This window comes from Paenibacillus sp. AGC31 (assembly GCF_057334655.1).
Genome location: NZ_JBHFJH010000032.1, coordinates 85,401 through 107,171, shown reverse-complemented (window position 1 = coordinate 107,171; position 21,771 = coordinate 85,401). Strand labels below are relative to the sequence as shown.

The 21,771-nt window shown below is 45.4% G+C and carries 21 protein-coding genes; 4 read left to right on the top strand and 17 right to left on the bottom strand.

Annotation, left to right across the window (positions count from 1 at the left end):
* Positions 1-195: 195 nt before the first annotated feature.
* Together ACE04G_RS20190 and ACE04G_RS20185 are read left to right on the top strand one after the other, a co-directional pair.
* The gene (locus ACE04G_RS20190; protein ID WP_124114211.1) at positions 196-717 is read left to right on the top strand and encodes a zinc metalloprotease; all 522 of its coding nucleotides are present in this window, start codon (positions 196-198) and stop codon (positions 715-717) included.
* A gap of 43 nt (positions 718-760) precedes the next feature.
* Positions 761-1,432, top strand: coding sequence for a hypothetical protein (locus ACE04G_RS20185; protein WP_449004404.1), 672 nt, complete (start codon positions 761-763; stop codon positions 1,430-1,432).
* Positions 1,433-1,564: 132 nt separating this feature from the next.
* Here ACE04G_RS20185 and ACE04G_RS20180 read toward each other — a convergent pair whose 3' ends face one another.
* From ACE04G_RS20180 to ACE04G_RS20135, 10 genes are all read right to left on the bottom strand, one after another.
* Positions 1,565-3,475, bottom strand: coding sequence for an AraC family transcriptional regulator (locus ACE04G_RS20180; protein ID WP_449004403.1), 1,911 nt, complete (start codon positions 3,473-3,475; stop codon positions 1,565-1,567).
* 236 nt (positions 3,476-3,711) lie between these two features.
* Entirely contained in the window at positions 3,712-4,806 is a 1,095-nt protein-coding gene (gene msrB, locus ACE04G_RS20175; protein ID WP_449004402.1) for a peptide-methionine (R)-S-oxide reductase MsrB, read from the bottom strand.
* A gap of 16 nt (positions 4,807-4,822) precedes the next feature.
* Entirely contained in the window at positions 4,823-5,404 is a 582-nt protein-coding gene (locus ACE04G_RS20170; protein WP_449004401.1) for a redoxin family protein, read from the bottom strand.
* A gap of 18 nt (positions 5,405-5,422) precedes the next feature.
* Positions 5,423-6,148: a cytochrome c biogenesis CcdA family protein gene (locus tag ACE04G_RS20165; RefSeq protein WP_339185385.1), complete on the bottom strand. Its 726-nt coding sequence runs from the start codon at positions 6,146-6,148 to the stop codon at positions 5,423-5,425.
* 34 nt (positions 6,149-6,182) lie between these two features.
* Positions 6,183-7,223, bottom strand: coding sequence for a sensor histidine kinase (locus tag ACE04G_RS20160; protein WP_449004400.1), 1,041 nt, complete (start codon positions 7,221-7,223; stop codon positions 6,183-6,185).
* Positions 7,220-7,924, bottom strand: a complete 705-nt coding sequence (locus tag ACE04G_RS20155; RefSeq protein ID WP_427465834.1) for a response regulator transcription factor — start codon at positions 7,922-7,924, stop codon at positions 7,220-7,222. Before ACE04G_RS20155 ends, ACE04G_RS20160 begins: the two co-directional genes overlap by 4 nt.
* Before the next feature lie 77 nt (positions 7,925-8,001).
* On the bottom strand, positions 8,002-8,553 hold the full coding sequence (locus tag ACE04G_RS20150; RefSeq protein WP_221825040.1) for a hypothetical protein: 552 nt from the start codon (positions 8,551-8,553) through the stop codon (positions 8,002-8,004).
* A gap of 161 nt (positions 8,554-8,714) precedes the next feature.
* Positions 8,715-11,264, bottom strand: coding sequence for a beta-mannosidase (locus tag ACE04G_RS20145; protein ID WP_449004399.1), 2,550 nt, complete (start codon positions 11,262-11,264; stop codon positions 8,715-8,717).
* Between the two features lie 247 nt (positions 11,265-11,511).
* Complete coding sequence (locus ACE04G_RS20140; RefSeq protein ID WP_449004398.1) at positions 11,512-12,543, bottom strand: LacI family DNA-binding transcriptional regulator; 1,032 nt, start codon at positions 12,541-12,543, stop codon at positions 11,512-11,514.
* 187 nt (positions 12,544-12,730) lie between these two features.
* The gene (locus ACE04G_RS20135) at positions 12,731-13,678 is read right to left on the bottom strand and encodes a DMT family transporter (RefSeq protein ID WP_076216195.1); all 948 of its coding nucleotides are present in this window, start codon (positions 13,676-13,678) and stop codon (positions 12,731-12,733) included.
* Between the two features lie 165 nt (positions 13,679-13,843).
* On the opposite strand from ACE04G_RS20135, the gene ACE04G_RS20130 reads away from it, so the two are divergent.
* Complete coding sequence (locus ACE04G_RS20130; RefSeq protein WP_339184367.1) at positions 13,844-14,719, top strand: LysR family transcriptional regulator; 876 nt, start codon at positions 13,844-13,846, stop codon at positions 14,717-14,719.
* Positions 14,720-14,761: 42 nt separating this feature from the next.
* On the opposite strand, the gene ACE04G_RS20125 is transcribed toward ACE04G_RS20130, so the two are convergent.
* The 5 genes from ACE04G_RS20125 to ACE04G_RS20105 form a co-directional block, all read right to left on the bottom strand.
* Positions 14,762-14,959, bottom strand: a complete 198-nt coding sequence (locus ACE04G_RS20125) for a DUF3040 domain-containing protein (RefSeq protein ID WP_237175835.1) — start codon at positions 14,957-14,959, stop codon at positions 14,762-14,764.
* Between the two features lie 29 nt (positions 14,960-14,988).
* Positions 14,989-15,471 carry a tetratricopeptide repeat protein gene (locus tag ACE04G_RS20120; RefSeq protein ID WP_339184364.1) on the bottom strand — a complete coding sequence of 161 codons (483 nt, stop codon included), beginning with the start codon at positions 15,469-15,471 and terminating at the stop codon, positions 14,989-14,991.
* A 239-nt stretch (positions 15,472-15,710) separates the two neighbouring features.
* The gene (gene cyoE, locus ACE04G_RS20115) at positions 15,711-16,568 is read right to left on the bottom strand and encodes a heme o synthase (protein ID WP_339184361.1); all 858 of its coding nucleotides are present in this window, start codon (positions 16,566-16,568) and stop codon (positions 15,711-15,713) included.
* Positions 16,569-16,725: 157 nt separating this feature from the next.
* Positions 16,726-17,292: a hypothetical protein gene (locus ACE04G_RS20110; protein WP_221825058.1), complete on the bottom strand. Its 567-nt coding sequence runs from the start codon at positions 17,290-17,292 to the stop codon at positions 16,726-16,728.
* A gap of 546 nt (positions 17,293-17,838) precedes the next feature.
* Positions 17,839-18,192: a DUF3243 domain-containing protein gene (locus ACE04G_RS20105; protein WP_036609024.1), complete on the bottom strand. Its 354-nt coding sequence runs from the start codon at positions 18,190-18,192 to the stop codon at positions 17,839-17,841.
* 246 nt (positions 18,193-18,438) lie between these two features.
* Between ACE04G_RS20105 and ACE04G_RS20100 the strand changes: the two genes are divergently transcribed.
* Positions 18,439-18,654: a hypothetical protein gene (locus ACE04G_RS20100; RefSeq protein ID WP_076216209.1), complete on the top strand. Its 216-nt coding sequence runs from the start codon at positions 18,439-18,441 to the stop codon at positions 18,652-18,654.
* Positions 18,655-18,765: 111 nt separating this feature from the next.
* Here ACE04G_RS20100 and ACE04G_RS20095 read toward each other — a convergent pair whose 3' ends face one another.
* Both ACE04G_RS20095 and ACE04G_RS20090 read right to left on the bottom strand, forming a co-directional pair.
* Positions 18,766-19,683 (bottom strand): NAD(P)/FAD-dependent oxidoreductase, encoded by a 918-nt coding sequence (locus tag ACE04G_RS20095; protein ID WP_091017013.1) that lies wholly within the window; start codon positions 19,681-19,683, stop codon positions 18,766-18,768.
* A gap of 388 nt (positions 19,684-20,071) precedes the next feature.
* On the bottom strand, positions 20,072-21,703 hold the full coding sequence (locus ACE04G_RS20090) for an S-layer homology domain-containing protein (RefSeq protein WP_339184356.1): 1,632 nt from the start codon (positions 21,701-21,703) through the stop codon (positions 20,072-20,074).
* Positions 21,704-21,771 lie beyond the last annotated feature (68 nt).

The window sequence follows — 21,771 nt, the reverse complement described above, 5'->3', positions numbered from 1 at the left end:
ACGTATTGTTTGTTATTTTAGGGAAATTATGCATGAACATTGAACAGAAAATGACTTATTTTGACACCATTAGGGTCGGATCAAGGTATATTTCATGTTTTTCACAACAAAAACAACGACCTCGGACTCATTTCAACTCCAATATTACTTGTTACTATAATAGAGAATAAAATACATTTATTGGAGGTTTTAAGTATGAAAAGGAAGTTTTTGATGAGCATCATGTTGTTCTCAGCGATTGCGATGTTTGGCAGTACCATCTATGCGGCAACCTTTCTAACCTACGGTTATCCCAGCACTACCATCCCCATTCGTACCTATAATTACGCCTCCGCATGGCAGACTCCCATGGACGCTTCCCTTACCAACTGGAACAATGCAGGTGCCAAAGTTAAATTCACCAAAACAAGTAACTCCCCAAACACCATCACCGCAGGAAACTTCAATAATACAGCATATGGTGTCAACTACGCCTCCGTATCTGGCAGTCAAGTCGTAAGCTTCCGCATCGAACTCAATGCATCCACAATCACCCCTGACGCAACCAACTTATCCAACTTCATTCAAAGCGTATTTGTCCACGAACTCGGACACTCCATCTGGCTCGGTGACAACCCAACAACAAGCAGTCCTTCCATTATGTCTTACTCCCGCAACCGCAATTCCATGACCCAACCCCAAACTTTTGATATCAATAACGTAAGATCCAAGTACTAATCCGTTACGAACTTATCCCAAAATCCAAGGAGGATTCCTATTCATGAACAAAAATCGAGTATTAACGCTGCTTCTTTCTTCCATTTTCATTCTATCTGCTGTTGGATGTTCTTCTGTTACACCTACCGCGTCCCCATCCGATGCACCCATGACCATTATTGCTTCTGAAGATTACCCGAGTTATGCCAGCATTGGCGACCTGTCCGAGAGAGCAAATACCATTGTGAAAGGCAGTGTTGTTGAGACTCGTGTGGAAGCTTTAAACGATATCGTACAAGTTACTGACGCTGCCAATGAGAACGAGTTAAACCCCGCGTCCGATCCGGGCGGAGAGCCATCTTCCTTTGACAAAATCTATACGATCCATACGATTCAGGTCGCTGAATCCTATAAGGGCAGTTACACTGCCGGGGAAAAACTTGAAGTGAAGCAACTTGGCGGACAACTAGGCAACACCGAGATTATTAATGATGACAACCTCAAGCTGATTCCTACCAAAGACTATGTACTCTTCCTGGAAACGTATGAAGACACCCCAGCCAGCCTGCTCAACTCCGTTCAAAGTCTCTACGTGATCAAATCTGACGGCAGCTCCAACCAGCCAGGTCAGCAACAATCACAGTCAGAAGTCATTGTGAGCGCCAACCCCGAGAATGACCTTACACTCCAGCTGGAGGATCTGCAAGAAATTCAAAACGAACCAAAGAGCGAATAAACTCTTATACGGTAATCACACTGCTACTTCATCTCCGTACAGGCAGCTAATCCCCTCTACTGTTCAGTCCTACATAAGAAAATGAAAACCGTGCTGCTCAGCAAACTGGGCGGCACGGTTTTTTGAAGTTCCTTATTTAGACGGTGTATTAAGTCCAATAATCCATTCAGCCAGATCCTGTGTCTGTTTCAACAAGGCGATCGGATCACGGAACCAGGATTGCTCTTCCGTCCATATGTACACATTTCCATTTTTGATAGCAGGCAATGAACCCCAGATCGGATCTGCCTGAAGGTCTTTCAGTTGAGAGTTGCTGGTCAGCACAATGTAATCTCCAGCGTATTTGGAGAGCAGTTCTATGGAGAATTCATGATAAGCGCCCTGCATCAGCTCGGATGGAATGTTCTTTGGTGCTTGCAATCCAAGCAATTCATAGATGTTACGTCCTCCTCGGCCCGACTGATTGCCAAAAATGAACACTTGGCGATCATATTCCTGCATAACGGAGAATGTAGCATCAGCTGGAACAACGCTCTGCACCTCCTGTTTGATTTTGGCAACCTCCTCATCAAAATCAGCCAGCCACTTCTCTGCTTCCGCTTCTTTGCCAAGGACTTTACCGAAATAGTTCACTTCATCCTTCAGTGTCGGAAATGTGATGGATGCGATCGAAACGGTTGGAGCAATCTTGCTGTATTTCTCATAAGCCGCCTTGTCCGGATTCAATGTAATAATGAGATCAGGTTCCAGCTCCATCAATTGTTCAACGGAATCCCCTATCGTTTCAAGACCATCCAAGTGACCTTCCAGATAAGGACTGTTCATTAGAAATTGGCCTCCACCAATCGGTTTGACACCAAGAGCAAGCACCGTTCCCAGATAATCTATGGCAGCAACTCGCTCCGGATGTGCAGGAATCTCTACCTCACCAAAGGTCGTATTTACCATTTGGGTTTCCACGACTGCCGGTTGTTCGGGTTCAGCCGCAGCTTCGGATGTTTCTGCCCCCTGCTGGGCTGTTCCACAAGCACTCAATGTGAGTACAAGCGCAAGCGACATGATCGCTGATTTAAAATGGTTAAACATGTTGATTTCCTCACCTCCCTTATATTGATAATGATTATCATCATCAATTAAAGGATAACGTTCATCCCCACCTGTTACAATGGATTCATTTGTTGCATTTAATGTACTTTTTGAAACTGATTTCGAGTTTTCCTGCTGCTTCAACCGATATTGCCCCGGTGTGATACCGGTCTCTTTTTTGAATATGCGATTGAAATAAAACGGGTCCATATAACCCACATACGCAGCAATCTCCTGTAATGAAGCTTCTGTGGACGCAAGCAGACTCCTTGCCTCACCCATTCGTAACCGAATCACATATTCTGTCGGTGTACATCCCGTCTGTTCCTTGAATTTGCGTGATACATATTGCGGACTGTAACTCAAGGACTGGGCAAGCGAATCAAGTGAGATGGATTCCCGGTAATGAGCTTTGATATATCGCAAAACCTGATCGGTAAGCGAAGGCTGTTGAACTTCGTTAAACATGCGACTCCGCTGTAACAAAACTAGCTGTACCAGTTGAAAAAAATACACTTTGACTTGAATTTTGCTCACTCGCTCCTGCCCTGACCAATATTCATGTATATTCCGCACAAGCTCACGTAGCTCAAGTGTATGATCCGGCACTGTCGCCCAGGACTCTTCAAACGGATTACGCTGGTTCAACATCAATCGGTACTCCACAAGCACGTTGGAGGGCAAGGTTGATTTGTACAAAATCAGATGTACCTCCATAACCCCTGTCGCTTCAAGTGTCAGACGTCTTCCTTTTCCACCATGCAGCAGCAAGAACTGGCTTGTAGTCCATACCTCTTCATCCAGCCAGACCTGACCCCTGCCTTGAACATACACAAATGCACTGGTTGGTAACACATAATTGCGTATGAACTCGTGTGTTGCGAGTGATATAAGACGCACATCAAGCACGCGAACCTGTACCTGATCCCACAGCTTGATGTCATTCTGAATTCCCATATAAACTCCCTCTCCTGAGCGATCAAACACACACAATACCTTGGCATTGTGACTAAAAACCCACCTATAATTGATAATGATTATCAATTATAACAATGATGGAACCATCTTAGAAGCCTACCTCCGTTTTTGTTAGATGCCGCAGAACAAAAAACGGTCGAAATCCCTCATAGAGAGATCTCAACCGTTCTAAAATTATGGCCTTATTATCTTTTGATAAAGTCAGCTGCCCTTCTTTACTCGACAAAAGACAATAAATACCCGTATCGTTCTTCCTCCATCTTGTCTAACGGAATAAACCGGATCGATGAACTGTTAATGCAGTAACGTTTGCCGCCGCGATCTTCGGGACCATCATCGAACACATGACCGAGGTGGATGTCACCTGCCCGGCTTCGTACCTCCGTGCGCTCCATCCCAAAGCTCGTATCCGTTGTATAGGTAACAACCTCAGGTACAATCGGTTTTGTAAAACTTGGCCACCCGCAACCGGAATCGTACTTATCCAGGCTGGTGAATAACGGCTCTCCCGTTGCAATATCCACATACAGACCGGGCTCCTCATTATCCCAGTATTCGTTACTGAACGCATGCTCCGTATCATTGTTTACCGTAACCGCATACTGTTCGTCTGTTAATTGTTCCTTTAATTGTTCATCTGTTGGACGTGGATATTGAGCCGGATCAATTCCAATCTCCAGGTCATCCAGGACAGTCATATCAATGTGACAATATCCGTTCGGATTTTTTTCCAAATAATCCTGATGGTACTCCTCCGCCAAATAATAATTCTGCAGAGGCATCACTTCCGTTACAATGGGTTGGTCATATTTTTCTTGCTCTACCGCTACAGCATGCTCAATGATTTTGGCATCTTCAGGCAACGTATAATATATGCCAGTCCGATACTGAACGCCACGATCATTGCCCTGCTTATTCAAGCTGGTAGGATCAATAACTCGAAAATAAGATTCAAGCAATTTCTGCAAAGAAACTTGCTGCGGATCATATTTTACATGAACCGTCTCCGCAAACCCCCGGTCCCCGCGAATAACCTCCTCATAGGTTGGATTCTCTCCTTCACCGTTGGCATAACCGGAAGTCACATCCTGAACCCCCGGAATACGAGCCATATATGCCTCCACACCCCAGAAGCAGCCTCCTGCCAAGTACAAGTTACTCAGGTTTTCCTCGGAGACACTCGATGCCTTGACAGGTTGAGTGGATATCGAAGATGAAGATGAAGCTGAATGGCTCTCAGCCCTGTTTCCACAAGCAGACACAACTATCGCTATAACAAGGAGGCACAAGCCGAGCAGCGTCCTTTTCATGACACTTCCTCCCTTCTCACAAAATCTCTTGTAATGATTCCATGATCTGTTCATTGGATGCATGCCCTGGCTGCGATTTCGTTAAAATACCATCAGAGCCAATATAAAAGGAACTAGGATACGCTCTTACGCCAAATTCCTTGGCCCATACACCTTTCTCATCCAAAAGAACAGTTATGTTATCATACGGCTGTTGGTCAAACCATTCGGTAAACGCTTGGGAGGATTTCTCCCCTTTGTAGTCTGGCGTCACAATCGTAATGACTTGAAAATCATTGTCTTGACCAGCTAGATTGTTCAGGTCTTCCAAACCCGCAAGGCAGATGGAACACCAGGAAGCCCAGTATTTCACATACACTTTCTTGCCTTGAACATCAGAAAGTCCAACCGTGTTTCCTTTCAGATCAAGCAATGAAAATTCAGGAGCCGTCTCTCCCTTGTTCATCATCGTTGACGAACTCATATCAGATGTTGATGCTGGGGTTGATGATGACCCCGTTTGTTTTGATTCAGTTTGCTGTGATCCACATCCGCTCAAGATCAACAGGACTCCAGCAAATACGATTACAGATACCATCCATTTCCGTGCCATCTTCATACCAAATTCCTCCAATGATTATTGAAACCAGGTCACCAAGCTGTTTAGTCGGTCTGTCATTAACAATAGTCCCATGATAATAAGAATACAGCCGGAAGTTATTTTGATGACACCCATGTACCTGTATAAACGACGTATCCGCTTCATAACATATTCCGAAAAAACGGACAGAATCAGAAAGGGAATCGCTAACCCAAGGGTATACAGGAACATGAGAAACCCGCCATACAGTGGAGAGCCTTCTCCTGCGGCGATACCAAGAATGGCCGCCAGCACAGGCCCGATACAAGGCGTCCAGCCAAAACTAAACGTCAGACCCAACAGGAACGCTCCGACATACCCTCCCCGTTTGGCTTGATTGTTTGACAGCTTTCTCTCCCGTTCCAGCCAGGATAGCCGGATCAACCCGGTTTGATAAATCCCAAAAAGCACCACGATGGCTCCGCAGATGGCAATAAACACAGGACTTGTGATCAAATTACCAACGATGCCCGAACCAAAACCGAGTAAAACAAATACCAGGGACAGCCCAAGAACAAATAAAAATGTCCGCAAAACAAGTGTAGACCGCAACCGAACCGAATTGGTGTCAGGCTGTTGCTGATTCGTAGCGTTGACCATACTTCCCGACAGATAAGATACGTATACCGGGATCAGTGGCAGAATACATGGCGCAAAAAACGATAACAATCCTGCACCAAAAACGCCGAAAAGGAATACTAAATCACTGGTCAAGTCATTCACCACCTGAATAAATACTGCGTTTGATTAACCAAGGTTAACGACTGACGTAGATCGGAAGTGTGAACCAGAAGCAGCTTCCTTCTCCTTTTGTACTCTGAACCCCGATCTCGCCACCATGGAGTTCAACAATTGATTGAGCGATGGCAAGGCCAAGCCCGGCCCCCCCATTGCTCTTGCTGCGTGATTTGTCAATTCGATAAAAACGTTCAAATATACGCGAAGTTTCCTCCGCTTCAATGCCTCCCCCTTCATCCGTAACTGAAATTCGTATAAACGGCCCCTTCTCTTCGGCAGCCAGAATGATTTTTCCTTCAATAGAAGAGTATTGAATGGCATTTTGCAGCAAATTGGAAAGGACCCGCTTCATTTGTGCAGGCATCATGACCGCGGCTGGTAATTTATCGGGCAAATCGATTTCAACGTTCAGCGTTTTCTCGGCGAGGTGAAACGAAAAACTCTCCAACGTACTGAGCAGCAACTCATCGACGTGACAAGGTTGAGGCTCAAATACCTCCCCTTGCGCTTCCAGGCTGGATAATTCGAACAAATCTTGAATAAGCCCTCCCAAACGCTTCGTTTCAAGTCGTATCGTGTTCAGGTAACGTTGAAAGGTTTCTTTATCCTTAATGACATCATCCTCCAACGCTTCGACGAATGACTGAATGGATGCCAAGGGAGTCCGTAAATCATGGGAAACATTGGCGATCAACTCTCGTCTGGCAGTTTCTGAGTGATGCAGATGATCAAAGCTTTCCTTCAGCTTGGAACTCATTTCATTAAATTGCTGTGCCAGGAGCCTAAATTCCTGCGTACCGATGAGAGGGACTTCCGTATGGAAATCCCCTTCGGCAATTCGTATCGTCTGCTGTGTAATTCGCGCAATTGATTTCTCTAATGGCTTAGTCAGCAAATATTGAAGAATAAACGAAAGTAAGCCTACCCCTGCCGTTATAGCCGATAACCAATACAATTGTTCGATCGTAAGCAGCATTTTGGAATAACTGATGAACAAACAAATTAATAATACGCCAATGCCTGTGAGACTGGACAACACCAAGTATGTGCGAAGTTTCATGAACTGCCACCCGCAAACTTGTAGCCTATACCCCAAACTGTTTTAATATATTTTGGATCAGAAGGATTCTGTTCGATCTTCTCTCGTAGTCTCCGAACATGTACAGTCACCGTTGTTGTATCTCCCTCATAGCTAAAATCCCAAATCTTGCTTAACATCTGATTACGGGAGAACACCTGACCCGGGTGACTTGCCAGCAAATACAACATCTCAAACTCTGTAACGGTCAATTCAATGGCCTGCCCGCTGATGTGCACTTCACGCTTGGTAAAATCAATGGTAAGCCCTTCATAATTGATCGTATATTCAGATGTTGTTACAGGTGATGCCTGCGCGGTTCGCATTCTCCGCAGGATTGCCTTCACACGCAAAACAAGTTCTCTCGGACTAAATGGTTTGGTCAGATAATCATCCGCCCCCATCGTCAGTCCCATCAGACGGTCCTGTTCCTCACCACGGGCCGTCAGCATTACAATGGGCACATCCTCAGTTTGCCGAATCTCGTTGCAAACTTCCCAGCCATTCTTATGTGGCATCATCAGGTCGAGCACAATCAAGCTTGGCGTTTGGCTGCGCCACAGCTCAATAGCCTCCAAACCGTCCTTAGCCGTCACGACAAGATAACCTTCCCGTTCCAGATACCTGCGACAAACGTCCGTAATATTTGTATCATCATCGGCAACCAGTACACATTCATTCAAACGAACCCACCCCATATTCCAGAAAATACATTTGAGCCAATCATATCATATGGTGATGGCGATGCTTAGCCCTTAAATTACTTCATTCCCATGGCTGGCATCATGTATTGTTTAATTACAGACTCAGCCGCATACGAATTCCCTTCATGGATGACAGGCATCGATTTCAAGTTAACTTGCATACCGTCTACCATGATTTTTTTCGATCCAATCCACAATTTTATCGTTTTCCCCGCAGGCATCATCGTTTCTTCCATCTTCATGTCGTCTTCCATCATGTTGTCATCTTTCATCTTCATGTCGTCTTCCATCATGTTGTCGTCTTTCATCTTCATGTCATCTTCCATCATGTTGTCGTCTTTCATCTTCATGTCATCTTCCATCATGTTGTCGTCTTTCATCTTCATGTCATCCATTTGGCCCATATACATCAAAGTTACAGATCTATCCTTGCTGTCCCACATAATGCTGTAATCATACATTTTCGCCGCCTGTCTCAATTGAACAAGCTCCATGCCATCCTTTTTAATCGTTTTCATATCTGCAGCACTTGCCAATCCAGAAAAGGCCATAGACATCATCAATACCGCTGCTACCATCACTTTTTTGCTCTTATTTGTTTTCATCATTCTTATCACTCTCCATTCGTTTATTACTTACATGGATTACAATAAGCAAGACAGCTTACGATTCTCTAAGCGAAGTATTACGAAACCATTACGATATATAAATGGGGTCAGGATAAAAAAACGGTTGAAATCTCTCTTACGAGAGACTCCAACCGTGTCTTCTAGGTCAAACGAATAAAATCAATCATGGATCGAACCTCGATCGGTCCCGGATTTGATATCACATCATTAGACTGCATTCCCTCTCTGGACGTAAAGTGCACCTTCACCGGAATGCCAGGAATCAAGTCGAAGAAGTTATCTGAGAAGACACCCTCCACATCCGAAGATAGCCATACCTGTTTAGCAAGCACATCACTTTCCAGTACCAGATGAACGCCGTTCTCATCCGCTCCCCCGCTTACATTGATGTTTGCAGGCTGCAGAGCAAGGTCTTTGGACGGTACAAAATAGTGTTCCTGTACAATATTCGCCGCACCTTCCTGTTTCAGATCCAGGCGCAGCAGCGTGTTAGCTGTATCATGACCTTCAAGCCACTCCGCGTTACGTAATGACAGCACTTGATCTCCTGTATTAGATGCCAAGGTCACGTCATGTATTTCATTACGATGCACCGTTCCATCGAACCCGAGCAAACGAATCTGTAACTGCCCTATTACAGGTTGTAATTGATCCGAAATGATATATATATCTGTTGTATCTTCTTTTGTTCCATCTACCGATACCAACACATCGCTGAAGCTGCGTTTCGCATAATATTGCAATGCTTTCCAGCGACCAAGGTAGTCCATACCTGCCCATGAAGCCACCGGCCAGCAATCATTCATTTGCCAGTAAAGTGTGCCCATGCAGAATGGTTTGCGGCGACGGTGTGCCTCGATCGCTGTCTTCATCGCTTCGGCCTGAAGCACCTGGCTCATATACAGGAACGATGGGAAGTCCTTCGATTCATGCATGTACATATCCATGTACTGTTTGATCAGGCGATTGCCTGCCCCATTCTTCTGATGTGCAAGCATGACTTCCGATTCCAGAGCAAGATCCTCTTCTTCCGCGTAAGTGCGTACTGACTTGTACTCCGGGAAAGACTGGAATCCGTATTCACTCATGAAACGACCCACATGCACGTTATAGTTCTCGAATGGTTCTACATTGTGCCACACACCCCAGTAGTGGATATCCCCTTCGGCTGTGGACGGGTGCGCATGCTGCGTCTCATCCCCTGTCAGGGATACAAGTGGTGAAGAAGGCCAGTAATCCACACCTGGAGCATACGCTTCAACCACTTCTGACAGCAGATCATGGAAGATGGCTTCGTAATCGGCCCAGATGCTTTCACGCTGCTCGGCAGTAAATTCCTTTTTCCAACCCCAGCCACCATTCTCAACATAGTGAGCCCATGCCGAATCAATCTCGTTGTTCCCACACCAGAGTGCAATACTTGGATGATTGCGCAGACGTTTCACATTATCAATGGCTTCATGTCTCACACTGTTCAGGAACGCTTCATCTCCTGGATACATGCTGCATGCAAACATGAAGTCTTGCCATACCAGGATTCCGTATTCATCACACAGTTCGTAGAACACATCCTGCTCATAGATTCCGCCACCCCACACACGCAACATATTCATGTTGGATTCGGCTGCGGATACGATCTCATGACGATAACGTTCATGAGTAATTTCAGTGATGAAGCTATCATTCGGAATGTGATTGGCCCCTTTGGCAAAGACCGCAACCCCGTTTAATTCAAAATAAAAGGATGCTCCCGCTTCATCTTTGTCACGTACCAGCCGAATGGAACGAAGCCCAGTCTTCACTGTAGATTCAGCCACAGCTCGCTCACCTTGAAGCACTTCGGTAAGGAAAGTGTACATATGCGGATCACCAAGCCCACGGCTCCACCACAGTTTCGGTTCATCCATGGAGATTGGAATCTCCACAGTCTGAGTTCCAGGTTGTAGCGATACGGATCTTTCCCATCTCTGTCCATCTGCGCCGATACGAATAATCGTATCTACCGCTTGTGATGTCTCGACTTCCACAACAGCAGTTAATGAAGCTGAGGTAGCGCTTACTTCATTTTGCTGGATATATACATCATTGATTCGTACCTGTGTCCAACCTTCAAGACGTGCTTCACGCCAGATCCCACTGGTTACAAATCGCGGACCCCAGTCCCAACCATAGTGATACGGGGCTTTACGTGCAAAAATACTTACTCTCTTGTCGCCAAGTCCGCCAACATCGGACTGATCATTGGATGCAGGTAATGCATATCCGAGCTTCTCCAGCTTCGGCAGATCTTCCTGAATTGGAGACCGAAAACGTATTCGGAGAATGTTCCCGTTTCCCTTCAATACCGCCTTCACATCCGCCTTCCATACTCGGAACATATTATCTGCTGATAACACATGCACATCATTCACATACACATCCGCATATGTATCCAGACCATCAAACACCAGTTCCAGATGTTCCTGCGAGAACAACCCTTCGGCAACGTCAAATTCCGTCTGATATTCCCAATCTATCTTATCAATCCATTGTACTTCCTTTTCGTTCGTTCCATAAAAAGGATCTGGAATCTTGCCCAGCTTCAGCAAATCTGTATGCACACAGCCGGGCACCTGAGCCGGCATCCACTCTTGATCTTCGCAAGCCTTGAACGTCCAATTCTGAAAAACATGTGATTGTATTGTGCTCATGACAGCCTCCATTGTTGTTAGAGTTGGTAAACATTATTTTGTTAGGTTTTGTTATTATAAAAACGAATAACTTACAAAACAAAATTAACACGATTTACTTCTTATAGTCAATCTGTTTTGTAATTTAATTTGTTAAATGGTTTCTGCATAACAAAAAGACATGAAGCTCTAACCTCTCCATGTCTTTCACCTGATTTCATTTACCCATATGATCATTGTTAAAATAAGCCCGTAAGTTCATATCCCATTACTGTATACTGGCGTTATATTCATTACGAATAATTAATTCCGAATATATCAGCTTGCGTTCATATGGTTCATCCAGGTGTTTGATCCGCCACAATAGCTGATCTACTGCTCTCGTTCCCAGATTCTCTTTGTTAATATGTACCGAAGCAAGAATGGGTTCTTCCGTCTGCGTATTGTCAAATCCGGTTACGGCACAGCGTTCAGGCACCTGAATGCCTCGACTTTGGAGTGCCTGAATGACAATGACAGCTGTATGGTCATTTGCACACACGAATACTTCAGGGATATCCTCCAGCTCCATTCCAGCAATGGATCTCCGGATCTCATCATACTCTGGTCCCAGCAACCCTTCTTGCTGTTCCCCCTCCAACTGCTTCTCTTCCAGCACCGTACGATATCCAAGCCAGCGTTCTCTAAAACTTGCCGCATCGGGCAGTTTCCCGGCAAACTGGAACTTTCTATACCCTTTTCCAACGAGCATCAGAACCAGTTCTTTCATACACTTCATATTGTCCGTAAAAACCGAGTCAGCGTATATGGCAGGGTCTTCATGATCCACCATGACAAGCGGAATACGCAGCCTGTAAATCTCAAGCAATACCGATGTCGAGATGGTGCCCACGGTAATGACTCCGCTGATTGCGTCGGGATTAAGGACCGAGAACATCCGATCTGAAGAGGGTTCTGTCAGCGTTAGAATATCCATTCCCTTCTCATTCAGCCTCTCAGAAATGCCATCAAACACTGGACCCCAGTATAAGGAAGATCGATTCTGAGAACGAATGTTGGGAAACAAAATCAATATCGTGCCTTGTCGCTCCGCTTCTGGCTTCATCTCCGTTGATATCTGTGTCTCGCCCGGATAACGCTTAGGCTCAGTTCTGAAATACCCGAGCTGCCCCGCTGTTCTGACAATCATCTCGCGTGTATGCTCACTCACACCAGGCTTGCCCGTCAGCGCACGGGAGACTGCGAATTTGGACACCCCCGCAGCATCCGCAATTTGCTGCATCGTTACTCTTTTGGCCATCCTACTCACCCGTTTTTCCTAATTTTCCATTCAGTGTAGCATAAAAAATAAAAATCAACAAAACAAGGTTATGTTATTTTGTTTTTGTTAGGTAGATGTTTATCTGTTTCACAAGGTGTACGACATAACCAAAAAAGGCCCTCTCCCCACCTTCATAGAAGATGACGAAAGGACCCTTTGTCTCCAATTATACACTTGGTGCTCCCTGATCGCCGAGTTCCGACTGTAAAACCGGGCGTTTTCTGCGCCAGAAGATAGGCTGTGGAAGTTTGATCTCTGTGATCAGAACACCGACCAACATCAAAGCTGCTCCTGCATACCCTTGCAACGTTAGCGACTCTCCTTGAAAGGTAAATGCAAAGGCTGCTGCAAATAGTGGTTCGAGTGAAAAAATCAGACTTGTTCTTGTAGGAGAGGCATGACGCTGCGCGAGTGTCTGCAGAATATACCCCAAGCCACTACACAAAACACCTAACCCGAGAATGGCTGCCCAGGATTCAGCCGTATCGGGCATACGTGGCGTCTCCAGCATAAATGTAGCTGCAATTCCCCACACCGCCGCAACACCCAATTGAACTGTCCCTAATGTTAATGGATCATGCTTCGGTGTGAACTTGCCAGCAATCATGATATAGATGGCATACACAAGTGCTGCTAGTATGCAGAGAATATCTCCCGTGTGCAGACTAAGCTCATGTTGAAGCGTCAACAAGCCAAGCCCGGTAACTGCAACCAGGATACTGAGCGTCAATCGTTTGTCTGGCATACGACGATGCTGGATGGTCGTTAGGATCGGTACAAAAATAACGGCCAAACTTATCAGGAATCCCGCCTGCGATGTCGTTGTTCGTTGCACACCATAGGTGATGAATACAAATGCAGCGAATAAAGCTGTCCCCATAATCGCTCCTGCCACAAGTGTTCTGCGATCCATCTTAAACAACCGCCGATGAAAAAGAAGTCCTGCGGCAATAAAGGCAATTCCAAAACGAAATGCGACCAGATTCAATTCTTGCATGGACTCCAGGCCCGATTTCATAAACAGATAGGATGATCCCCATATGACCGTTGCGAGCAGCATCTGTATGTCCGCTCTTCTTGTTGCCTGACCTTGATTAACCTGTACACCATTCATCTTGCTTCAACCTTCATTCTATGTATTCTGATCTGTGTGATCGTGCGTCAAAGTAACTCGCCTTGGCAAGTATAAACGATCTCTTTGCATTATAAAAATGAATATTTATAATGTATTATATGAAATAAACTCATGTATCGAAAATGGGAAGGAACGGAACCATTCATGTCACTGATCAAATACGAAATTTTGAATACCGTTGTGGAGTATGGCAGTCTCACCAAAGCAGCTGAAGCTCTGAATATCACCCAATCCGCAGTCAGCCATGCCATCGCAAGTCTTGAGACAGAATGTGGTTTTTCACTGCTCCATCGCGGCCGCTCCGGTGTGCGTGTTACCGCTGAAGGCGAACGTATTCTGGGATACACCCGTGAAATTCTGCGCTGGACGGAACTCATGAATCAGGAAATCTCCCTCATTCGCGGCGCGGAGATTGGTACCGTGCGTATTGGTACTTTCGCCAGTGTGTCCACACAGTGGTTGCCGGGCATCCTGAAACAATTTCGTCTGCGTCATCCCGGAATTGAGATTAAGCTGTGGGAAGGTGATTATGCTGAGATTGAGGGCTGGTTGGCTGGAGGTGCTATCGATCTTGGATTTCTGTCCCTCGGCGATTCATCACCTTTTGAGACGATCCCATTGCAAAAAGACAGGATGATGTGTATCCTGCCTCTGGATCATCCTCTCGCCTCAGAGGAGTCTGTTTCGTTTGATATTCTGCTGGAGCAACCCTTTATTCTGCCCAAGTGGGGCGGAGATAACGAGATTGAACGACTGATCCGGCAGCATGCAGCCAAGCTTAATGTCGTCTATGAAGTTGCAGAGGATCAAGCCATCATGGCGATGGTCCGGAATGGTCTCGGAATCAGTTTGCTGCCGGAAATGGTACTTCAAAATCATACTGATTCACTCGCGCTCGTGCCACTCACTGGAGATCCTTATCGTACGATTGGCATGGCCTGCCCATCTTTGGGTAATCTATCGCCCGCTACGCGACGTTTTATAGAAGAGGTGCAACAGTGGCTTGGCCCTGCTATGTAAATTTGGAGAACTCACTAGCTCTGTAGTTAAGATCGATTTCTCCTATCCGATACTCACAAATTGGATAACACCAAGAGTCAGCAGCAGTACAGATATAATCGCAATCGTGATGCCAAAACCAATCAGGAAGCGCACGCCAGGTGAGCGTTTGTTCCGCTGGCTGCCTCCCAGGTTATCCAGCTTTTGCTCAATCTGATCCAATCTTTCATTTACCTGTTTCAGTTCTTGATTGGAGTTCATTCATACATCCCCTTTTCTGTGTATTCGATCTATTCCCACACCCGATCGAGCTGATCTGCGTAGTAACGGATTGCTCTGTTATAGTCATTGATTCTCTTGTCACTTGATGTGTCCGCAAGTTGCACGAGCAGTCTTTGCATCGCTTCTGCATGTTCACCCAGATTGTAGAGCACCATGGCATAGAAAACTTCAAATTCCCGGTACGCCGGGAATTCTTTCATGCCCGTTTCAAACCAAACCTTCGCCTGCTTATACTGTCCAAGCGTTCGATATGTACTGCCTAGTCCAAGTATTGCACCTGCTCTGTCCTCGCCAGAAAGTCCAAGACTTAGTGCCTTCTCATAATGCGGGACAGCCTCCCGCTCTAACCCAAGCGAATCATGTGCCCAAGCGAGCTGATACCAGACATTGGCATTCTCGGGTTCCTGGACTGTAATCTCTTGCAGTAGTTCAATCGCTTCCTGCACCTTGCCTTCTTGTCTCCATCGTACGGCCTGTTCCAAATTACTCATGCTGTCACTTCCCATCTTGCAATATAATTTCCACATATATGATTCAATTGTTTTATTATACCAAAAAAGCACCCCAGAGAATATGTTGTAACAACTTAAGGTTGTCCAAACGCTATTCCATCGTGTGCTTTTTCATTCGATGCAGCTTGTTATAAAAAATGGACTAAAGCATATTTCCACTGGACACTTCGATGACAGAACGGTGAAATCTCTCTGAAAATGATCTGTTCATCGTCTAATTAAGACCATACCGTATTTGCTACCATGACAATAAATACGAGCATGAGATAATTAACCGAGATCAGAAAGTTTACTTTTGCCCACTTCTCATCATCCTGTGTCTTCAGTCCGCTAAGTGTATGCACGAACCAGATCAGTCCACCGACCAGAGATACAATCAGAAATACCAGACCTACGTAGTTGTAATAATACAACAGAAATACAGCAGGAAGCAGCAGAAAAACATAAGGAATCATCTGAAACTTTGTGCGTTTCACCCCTTTAACCACTGGCAACAACGGGAAGCCCGCAGCGCGATACTCCTCTACCCGGCGAATACCCAATGACCAGAAGTGTGGTGGCTGCCACAAGAATAATAGTGCAAACAGCAACCAGGCACCTGCATCAATCTCATTGGTTACAGCCGTATAACCGATGACAGGCGGCATCGCTCCCGCAATTCCACCCAGCGACGTGCTCCACGTCGAACTGCGTTTCAACCACATCGTGTAAATCACGATGTAAGCGAACCACCCAAGCAGTGCCATCCAGCCTGATAACGGATTCACCAGGAGATACAGTACTGCTAGTCCCACAACACCCAGGATAATGCCATAGCCAAGTACAAACCCTGGCTTCAGATGGTTGATGTAATCCATCCTTTTTTTGGTGCGCTCCATCTTTTGGTCCAATTCACGATCCCAATAATTGTTGATTACACAAGCTGAAGCAATAACCAAAGTTGATCCAATCACGACCATGAGCAGAGATAACCAGTTGATATCCCATTTTGAAGCTACCCAGAATCCTACCGCCACCGCAAACACATTTAACCTTAGTAGTCCGGGCTTAGTTAATGCAATCATGTCTTTAAGCATGAGGCTCCTCCTGAACTATGTAAAAACGCCATTCCAATAATGATACATGTACCTACCATTAATTACAATCGCTTTCATGAATTTGTCATAACCAAAAAGCATCCCTCACCGTTCCAATGAACAGGAGGAATGCTTGAATGATGAATTTCATCTTATTTTATGGGATGTATTGTTGCACAATTTTAGTCACTTTTCCATCCTGCACCGTCAGATGATACGGGAATACGGACAGATCAAGAATACGGGTATTCTCATACAACGATTCGAACTTGGATAATGTCACGGGTTCGTTCCACTGAATGTCTACGCCCTGCATCGTACCATCCCGATCATACAACTGCATCAACACTTCAGCATTGGCACTAACCTCAACTTGTTCCTGCTCTTTGCTGTCATTGACAATATAGTAACCATCTGGAGCACCGTCTATACCTGCTTCTGGATTACGCTGTGCAAAAATTGCATCGGCTTCTTCACCCTGATACCAGCCAATCTTGTCCACTGTCATAAACAATTTGCCGTCTTCTATATGCATACCTTCAACATAGGCTGTAAACATCTCGGAGTTTGCAACTTGAGCTTCTTTCGCAGAAGGTTGTTGAGCATCCGTACTACCTTGAGCATTCGCAGGGGTAAGTAAATATGTAGTCAGCACAATCATACCAAGTAAAGCAACAACTGCACCGATCATTCGTAGTTTCCATTGTTTTGTCGCGTTCTTCATAGGTAACATCTCTCCTTAATATGAACGTTATTATTCCTTAACCGGAAGTCTTGCTTCTCAAACGCTCATGTGAACTATCGATTCCAACGTTCTTTCTTTTCCTATCATACTTAGAACAGGGATTATAAAAGTATCAGCCAGATTAAAAATAGTTACAATGCGCGTCATTACTTCTGTCTATAGTCTCCGTAAACAGCAAAGAACCAATGAAGGCATCGCCATTCAGAGGTTCTTTACTAGGGTGTGTCTTTTAAACTCAGGCAAGTGATACGTTGAAGGATGTCTGTGTCCAAAACATCTTGAAGTCCAAGCTGCCTCGTCCTGACGAATGGTCCAGACAACTAAGGAGCCCAGGACGTCTTTTTTGCTCTTCTGGCGCTCCTTTTATTTTGAAAGGAACATGAGACACGTTATTTGCCAAAATTCCCTGAAACACGAAATTAACGGCCGTTTATACCAATATAGCGCGTCTCAGATTCCTTAGTTTGCTGCGGGACTTTCAAACCCTTGAATAAGACGTCACAGGTTCCCGCATAGATGTTAATCTTAATGATTGGGTGTGGAGCTTTGTGCCAAACGAACGAGCATATGAGCGAGCATGTGACGTTCATCTTCCTTGCCGACATTCCACAGCTCCTGAAGCAGTTTTTCTTCACGATTCCGGGGTTCCTCCCGAGCTGCCAGATAATCCGCTACTTTCTCGGCAATTTTGGCCATCTGCTCCTCACTTAGTCCAATCGATTCTCCCATGGCAATTCGCTTACCCAGATATTCTTTAAATGCATCAAAGTTCTGTAGAATCTGTTCTCTTTCTTCCGGCGCAATCTTCTCGATTGCATTGTCCACCTTGTCCGTTGAAACCTGGCCATCTTTATGGATTACATGATTTTCTTCATTCATTTGAATAACCTCCTGCATAATAGTTGTTTATTGGTTTGGTGCTTTAAACTTAATACTCACTGGTTATCTATAATATAAACGTATTGCAGAAGTTTAATCAGTACGTTCAATTCTGTATAGATCTTCTATATATGAGCAAGTACACGTTTCAAAAGTACTACAGCGGTTAATCGTTTACATATACGTAACGGTGTTTGGATATGTTAATGAACACCTTATACAATATCGAACCAGGAGGAATTTCCCATGCGTGATAAAACCAAACATGAGAAGACAAACGATGAACTTGAACCAGGAGTAAATACCGTTATCCATCCAGACAAAAATAATCCCGGACCAACCGATATGATCGAAGGCGTGGTTGGTGATATCGTGGACAACATTCGCAAAGATTTCTCACATGACTCAAAGGACGAGAAGTCTTCTTCCAAGTCAACGGATTCATCGGATAAACAAGCGTAATCCTTTTCTCCATAGCAAAAGTTAGCTTAAAAAGTCCTCCTGCCATACGCATGGCTTGGGAGGACTTTTTGGTAATAATTGAATAATCAGCCTCTTATCCAGAGGTACATTTCAACGTGAATCCTTTGTCATCTGCTGTAACGCCTTATGAATCCAGATCGCGGCAATGGAACCTTCACCCATCGCAACAGTTGCTTGCTCTGCGTGCAGGCCCAGATCCCCGGCAATCCACACATTTGTCGCTGCCTGCAAGCTACGTGGATCAGCTTCCACATGTTTATTATCTGCGATTACAGCTCCAAGTTGCTCCGCCAGTTCATAGTGTACACGATTGCCTCCAAATGCGATAAATCCACGCTCCGACTCAAAGATCTGACCATCTTCGGTCAGAACACCGGTGATATGGCCATCCTCAATCTGTTGCACTTCCTGAACAGCCGCTTCCAGATAACGCACTCCCGCCTCTTTCATGCTGCGATGCAGCTCTGCAGATATGGGAGCCTGCTCATGATTGATATATAACAGATCATTCGTACGCTGAATTAAAATCATCGCCATATTGGCACCTGGTTCGCCAGATCCCAATAGTACGGTACGTTGATCCTGAATCTCATAACCATCACAATCAGGGCAGACATACACGGTTCGGCCCAGCGTAGGGGTTAGTCCCGGAATGTCCGGAACTCTATCCGTGAGCCCCGTTGCCAATAACACGGTTTTGCTCCTATATTCAGTTCCTGAAGTACCGAACAATTGGATCTTCTCTCCATGACGTCCTGCTTTAACAATACGGTCTTTCTCAAAAGATACACCGGTCCGCTCTGCCTGCATCCTGCCTCGTTCTCTAAGCTCTTCACCGGATACCCCATCGGGGAAACCGAGGATATTATGATAAGTCCGGCACAACGTCGATCTGCCTTCTCCCGCGTCGATTACCAACACCTGATGAGCTGAATAACGTCCAAGCTGAATGGCTGCCTGAAGCCCTGCGAGCCCTCCACCTACAATTATGCAATCAACCTCTCGCATGCTTCTTCTCCTCCTGAACTATATACATTGAACTAAAGAATATTTACATTGGTCACTCCGATGACAGAACAACCTTCCGATCGCTGTTATCCCCAGATTTTTTTAATACCTTTTACAAAGGGTAAATCCGGAGATAAGCGTATGCTTTCGATGCAGCTTTCTTTCAGAAAGCTTTTAGGCGCACGCTTCGCTTCTTCAGGCTCTTTCTGTCCTCTCCGTTATTGTGTAAATGTTTAGCTCAATATATATATATTTTGTCCTTATATACATTAAACCGTTCAGCCAAGCTTAAACGATTCCTCATATTGCTTATCTTATACCAAAACAAACAGACCCAAACCATCCGGCAACATCCCGGTTCGCTTGAGTCTATCAAATTCATGAATATTTAGAAGTTATACGATTCAAATCGCGAAGCATTTGAAATGGCGTTCCATACATCGGCTGTTTCGCCGCCCATATACCAGTAAGCCAGTCCAGCAATTTGCCGTTGCTCACTCATTAACACTTTGGCTGATAAAGAACGACTATCCTCTGCCCATATATATCTTGGCATACCGTTACTGTTGTACCCAATAATATATTGAACCAGAGTTGCATCCCATCGTCTTACAGATCCCGTAGCATGCGCACGCATTCCCTGCTCTGCCAGTGTAATGTCCCAAGAACTGGTTGCTGGATTAACGGAAGACCAGTCCCGTGTATATAACGGAAGGGCCAAAATTGTTTTGGCACGTACCACCTCGGAGAGCATGGTATCCAAAGCTTTTTCCACCCATGGAAGAGAGGCCACAGACCCTGCTTTTGGATCACCATTCCAGTGTTCCTCATATCCCATCAGCACCATATAATCCGATACAGCGCCCAGCTTGGCATAATCAAATGCATCCGTCCAATCTGTACCCAGGTCTGGCGATACATCCACGGAGACAACTGCACCCAGTGCGTGCAACGTTGCCGTCAACGAGGTGACAAATGCCGTTAATCCTTCACGATCCACAGGATCGACATTCTCGAAGTCCACGTTAATGCCGTCCAGTTTATAGGTTTTGACATAAGCGGCTACCTGTGAGATCACTGCCGCTCGGTTGGCCGAACTGGATAACATCTGATGCGTAAGTGCCGAATCGGAACGATTCCCAAGTAATGGCCATAGCTGCCTGTCGGTGGCGGATGCCCAGGAAATCAATGCAGGGTCTGCGTGATCAGTTACTTTCATACTGCTGTTCAGGAAAAACCAGCGCGGGACAAGCGTATTCACTTCAGACTGTTCCACTTGCTTCTTGAACTCAGCTGTAGTGGAGTTATATTGCCAGCCCAGCTGAACGCCAAGTTCATCCCCACGTTGTAACTGCTCAGACCATGTTTTCTTTTGTAAAATGGCATCAAGCATGACGGCTGCTTCTTCCCGCGTTACCTGGTCATGTGGTCGGAACACGCCTCCGCTTCCCCGCATTAGTCCAAGTTGATATACTGTCTGCACATAAGGACGTGCCCAGTCCGAGATATCCGCTGCATCGAAATACGTTGAAGATAAGAGTGATGTCTCTACGGGTTGTTGTTTTAACATTCGCACAAGAAGGGCAGCCGCTTCTTCACGCGTAATGGAAGCATTAGGCTGGAACGTTCCCTGACCCTTTCCTTCCAAAATAAAAAGATTCGTCATGGCGGCAACGTTGCCGTAATACCAAGCATTCATGCTTATATCCTGATAGGGATTTATATTATTTTTTACGGACTTCAAACCTAGCAATCTAACCGCAAACGTCGCAAACTCTGCACGAGTAACGGCTTTCTTCGGTTCAAACGTAGTCTCTGACGTACCGGCAGCAATACCTTTGGCCACCAGATGTGTAATGGCATCCTTAGCGTAACTGGTGTGCGTATCCTGAAACTGTTGCTGCACGCTTGCAGCCTGAACGGTAGAGCCGTATCCAGCCACCGATCCAAGTGTTAATAACCCGCATAAAGCTATTTTCCATATCCGTTGGTTTGTTATGTCTTTTAATCTATTATTCACATCAAAAAGCCTCGCTTCATTGGATTACGATCAACTATCATCGTATCAAATTAAAGCGAGGCCGTATG

Coding starts and splice junctions, on each gene's coding strand:
- ACE04G_RS20170 (WP_449004401.1), bottom strand. CDS start 5,404: ATGAAGATGGCACGGAAATGGATGGTATCTGTAATCGTATTTGCTGGA.
- ACE04G_RS20095 (WP_091017013.1), bottom strand. CDS start 19,683: ATGCGAGAGGTTGATTGCATAATTGTAGGTGGAGGGCTCGCAGGGCTT.
- ACE04G_RS20160 (WP_449004400.1), bottom strand. CDS start 7,223: ATGAAACTTCGCACATACTTGGTGTTGTCCAGTCTCACAGGCATTGGC.
- ACE04G_RS20100 (WP_076216209.1), top strand. CDS start 18,439: ATGCGTGATAAAACCAAACATGAGAAGACAAACGATGAACTTGAACCA.
- ACE04G_RS20120 (WP_339184364.1), bottom strand. CDS start 15,471: ATGAGTAATTTGGAACAGGCCGTACGATGGAGACAAGAAGGCAAGGTG.
- ACE04G_RS20140 (WP_449004398.1), bottom strand. CDS start 12,543: ATGGCCAAAAGAGTAACGATGCAGCAAATTGCGGATGCTGCGGGGGTG.
- cyoE (WP_339184361.1), bottom strand. CDS start 16,568: ATGCTTAAAGACATGATTGCATTAACTAAGCCCGGACTACTAAGGTTA.
- ACE04G_RS20150 (WP_221825040.1), bottom strand. CDS start 8,553: ATGATGAAAACAAATAAGAGCAAAAAAGTGATGGTAGCAGCGGTATTG.
- ACE04G_RS20125 (WP_237175835.1), bottom strand. CDS start 14,959: ATGAACTCCAATCAAGAACTGAAACAGGTAAATGAAAGATTGGATCAG.
- ACE04G_RS20110 (WP_221825058.1), bottom strand. CDS start 17,292: ATGAAGAACGCGACAAAACAATGGAAACTACGAATGATCGGTGCAGTT.
- ACE04G_RS20130 (WP_339184367.1), top strand. CDS start 13,844: ATGTCACTGATCAAATACGAAATTTTGAATACCGTTGTGGAGTATGGC.
- ACE04G_RS20105 (WP_036609024.1), bottom strand. CDS start 18,192: ATGAATGAAGAAAATCATGTAATCCATAAAGATGGCCAGGTTTCAACG.
- ACE04G_RS20185 (WP_449004404.1), top strand. CDS start 761: ATGAACAAAAATCGAGTATTAACGCTGCTTCTTTCTTCCATTTTCATT.
- ACE04G_RS20135 (WP_076216195.1), bottom strand. CDS start 13,678: ATGAATGGTGTACAGGTTAATCAAGGTCAGGCAACAAGAAGAGCGGAC.
- ACE04G_RS20180 (WP_449004403.1), bottom strand. CDS start 3,475: ATGGGAATTCAGAATGACATCAAGCTGTGGGATCAGGTACAGGTTCGC.
- msrB (WP_449004402.1), bottom strand. CDS start 4,806: ATGAAAAGGACGCTGCTCGGCTTGTGCCTCCTTGTTATAGCGATAGTT.
- ACE04G_RS20145 (WP_449004399.1), bottom strand. CDS start 11,264: ATGAGCACAATACAATCACATGTTTTTCAGAATTGGACGTTCAAGGCT.
- ACE04G_RS20190 (WP_124114211.1), top strand. CDS start 196: ATGAAAAGGAAGTTTTTGATGAGCATCATGTTGTTCTCAGCGATTGCG.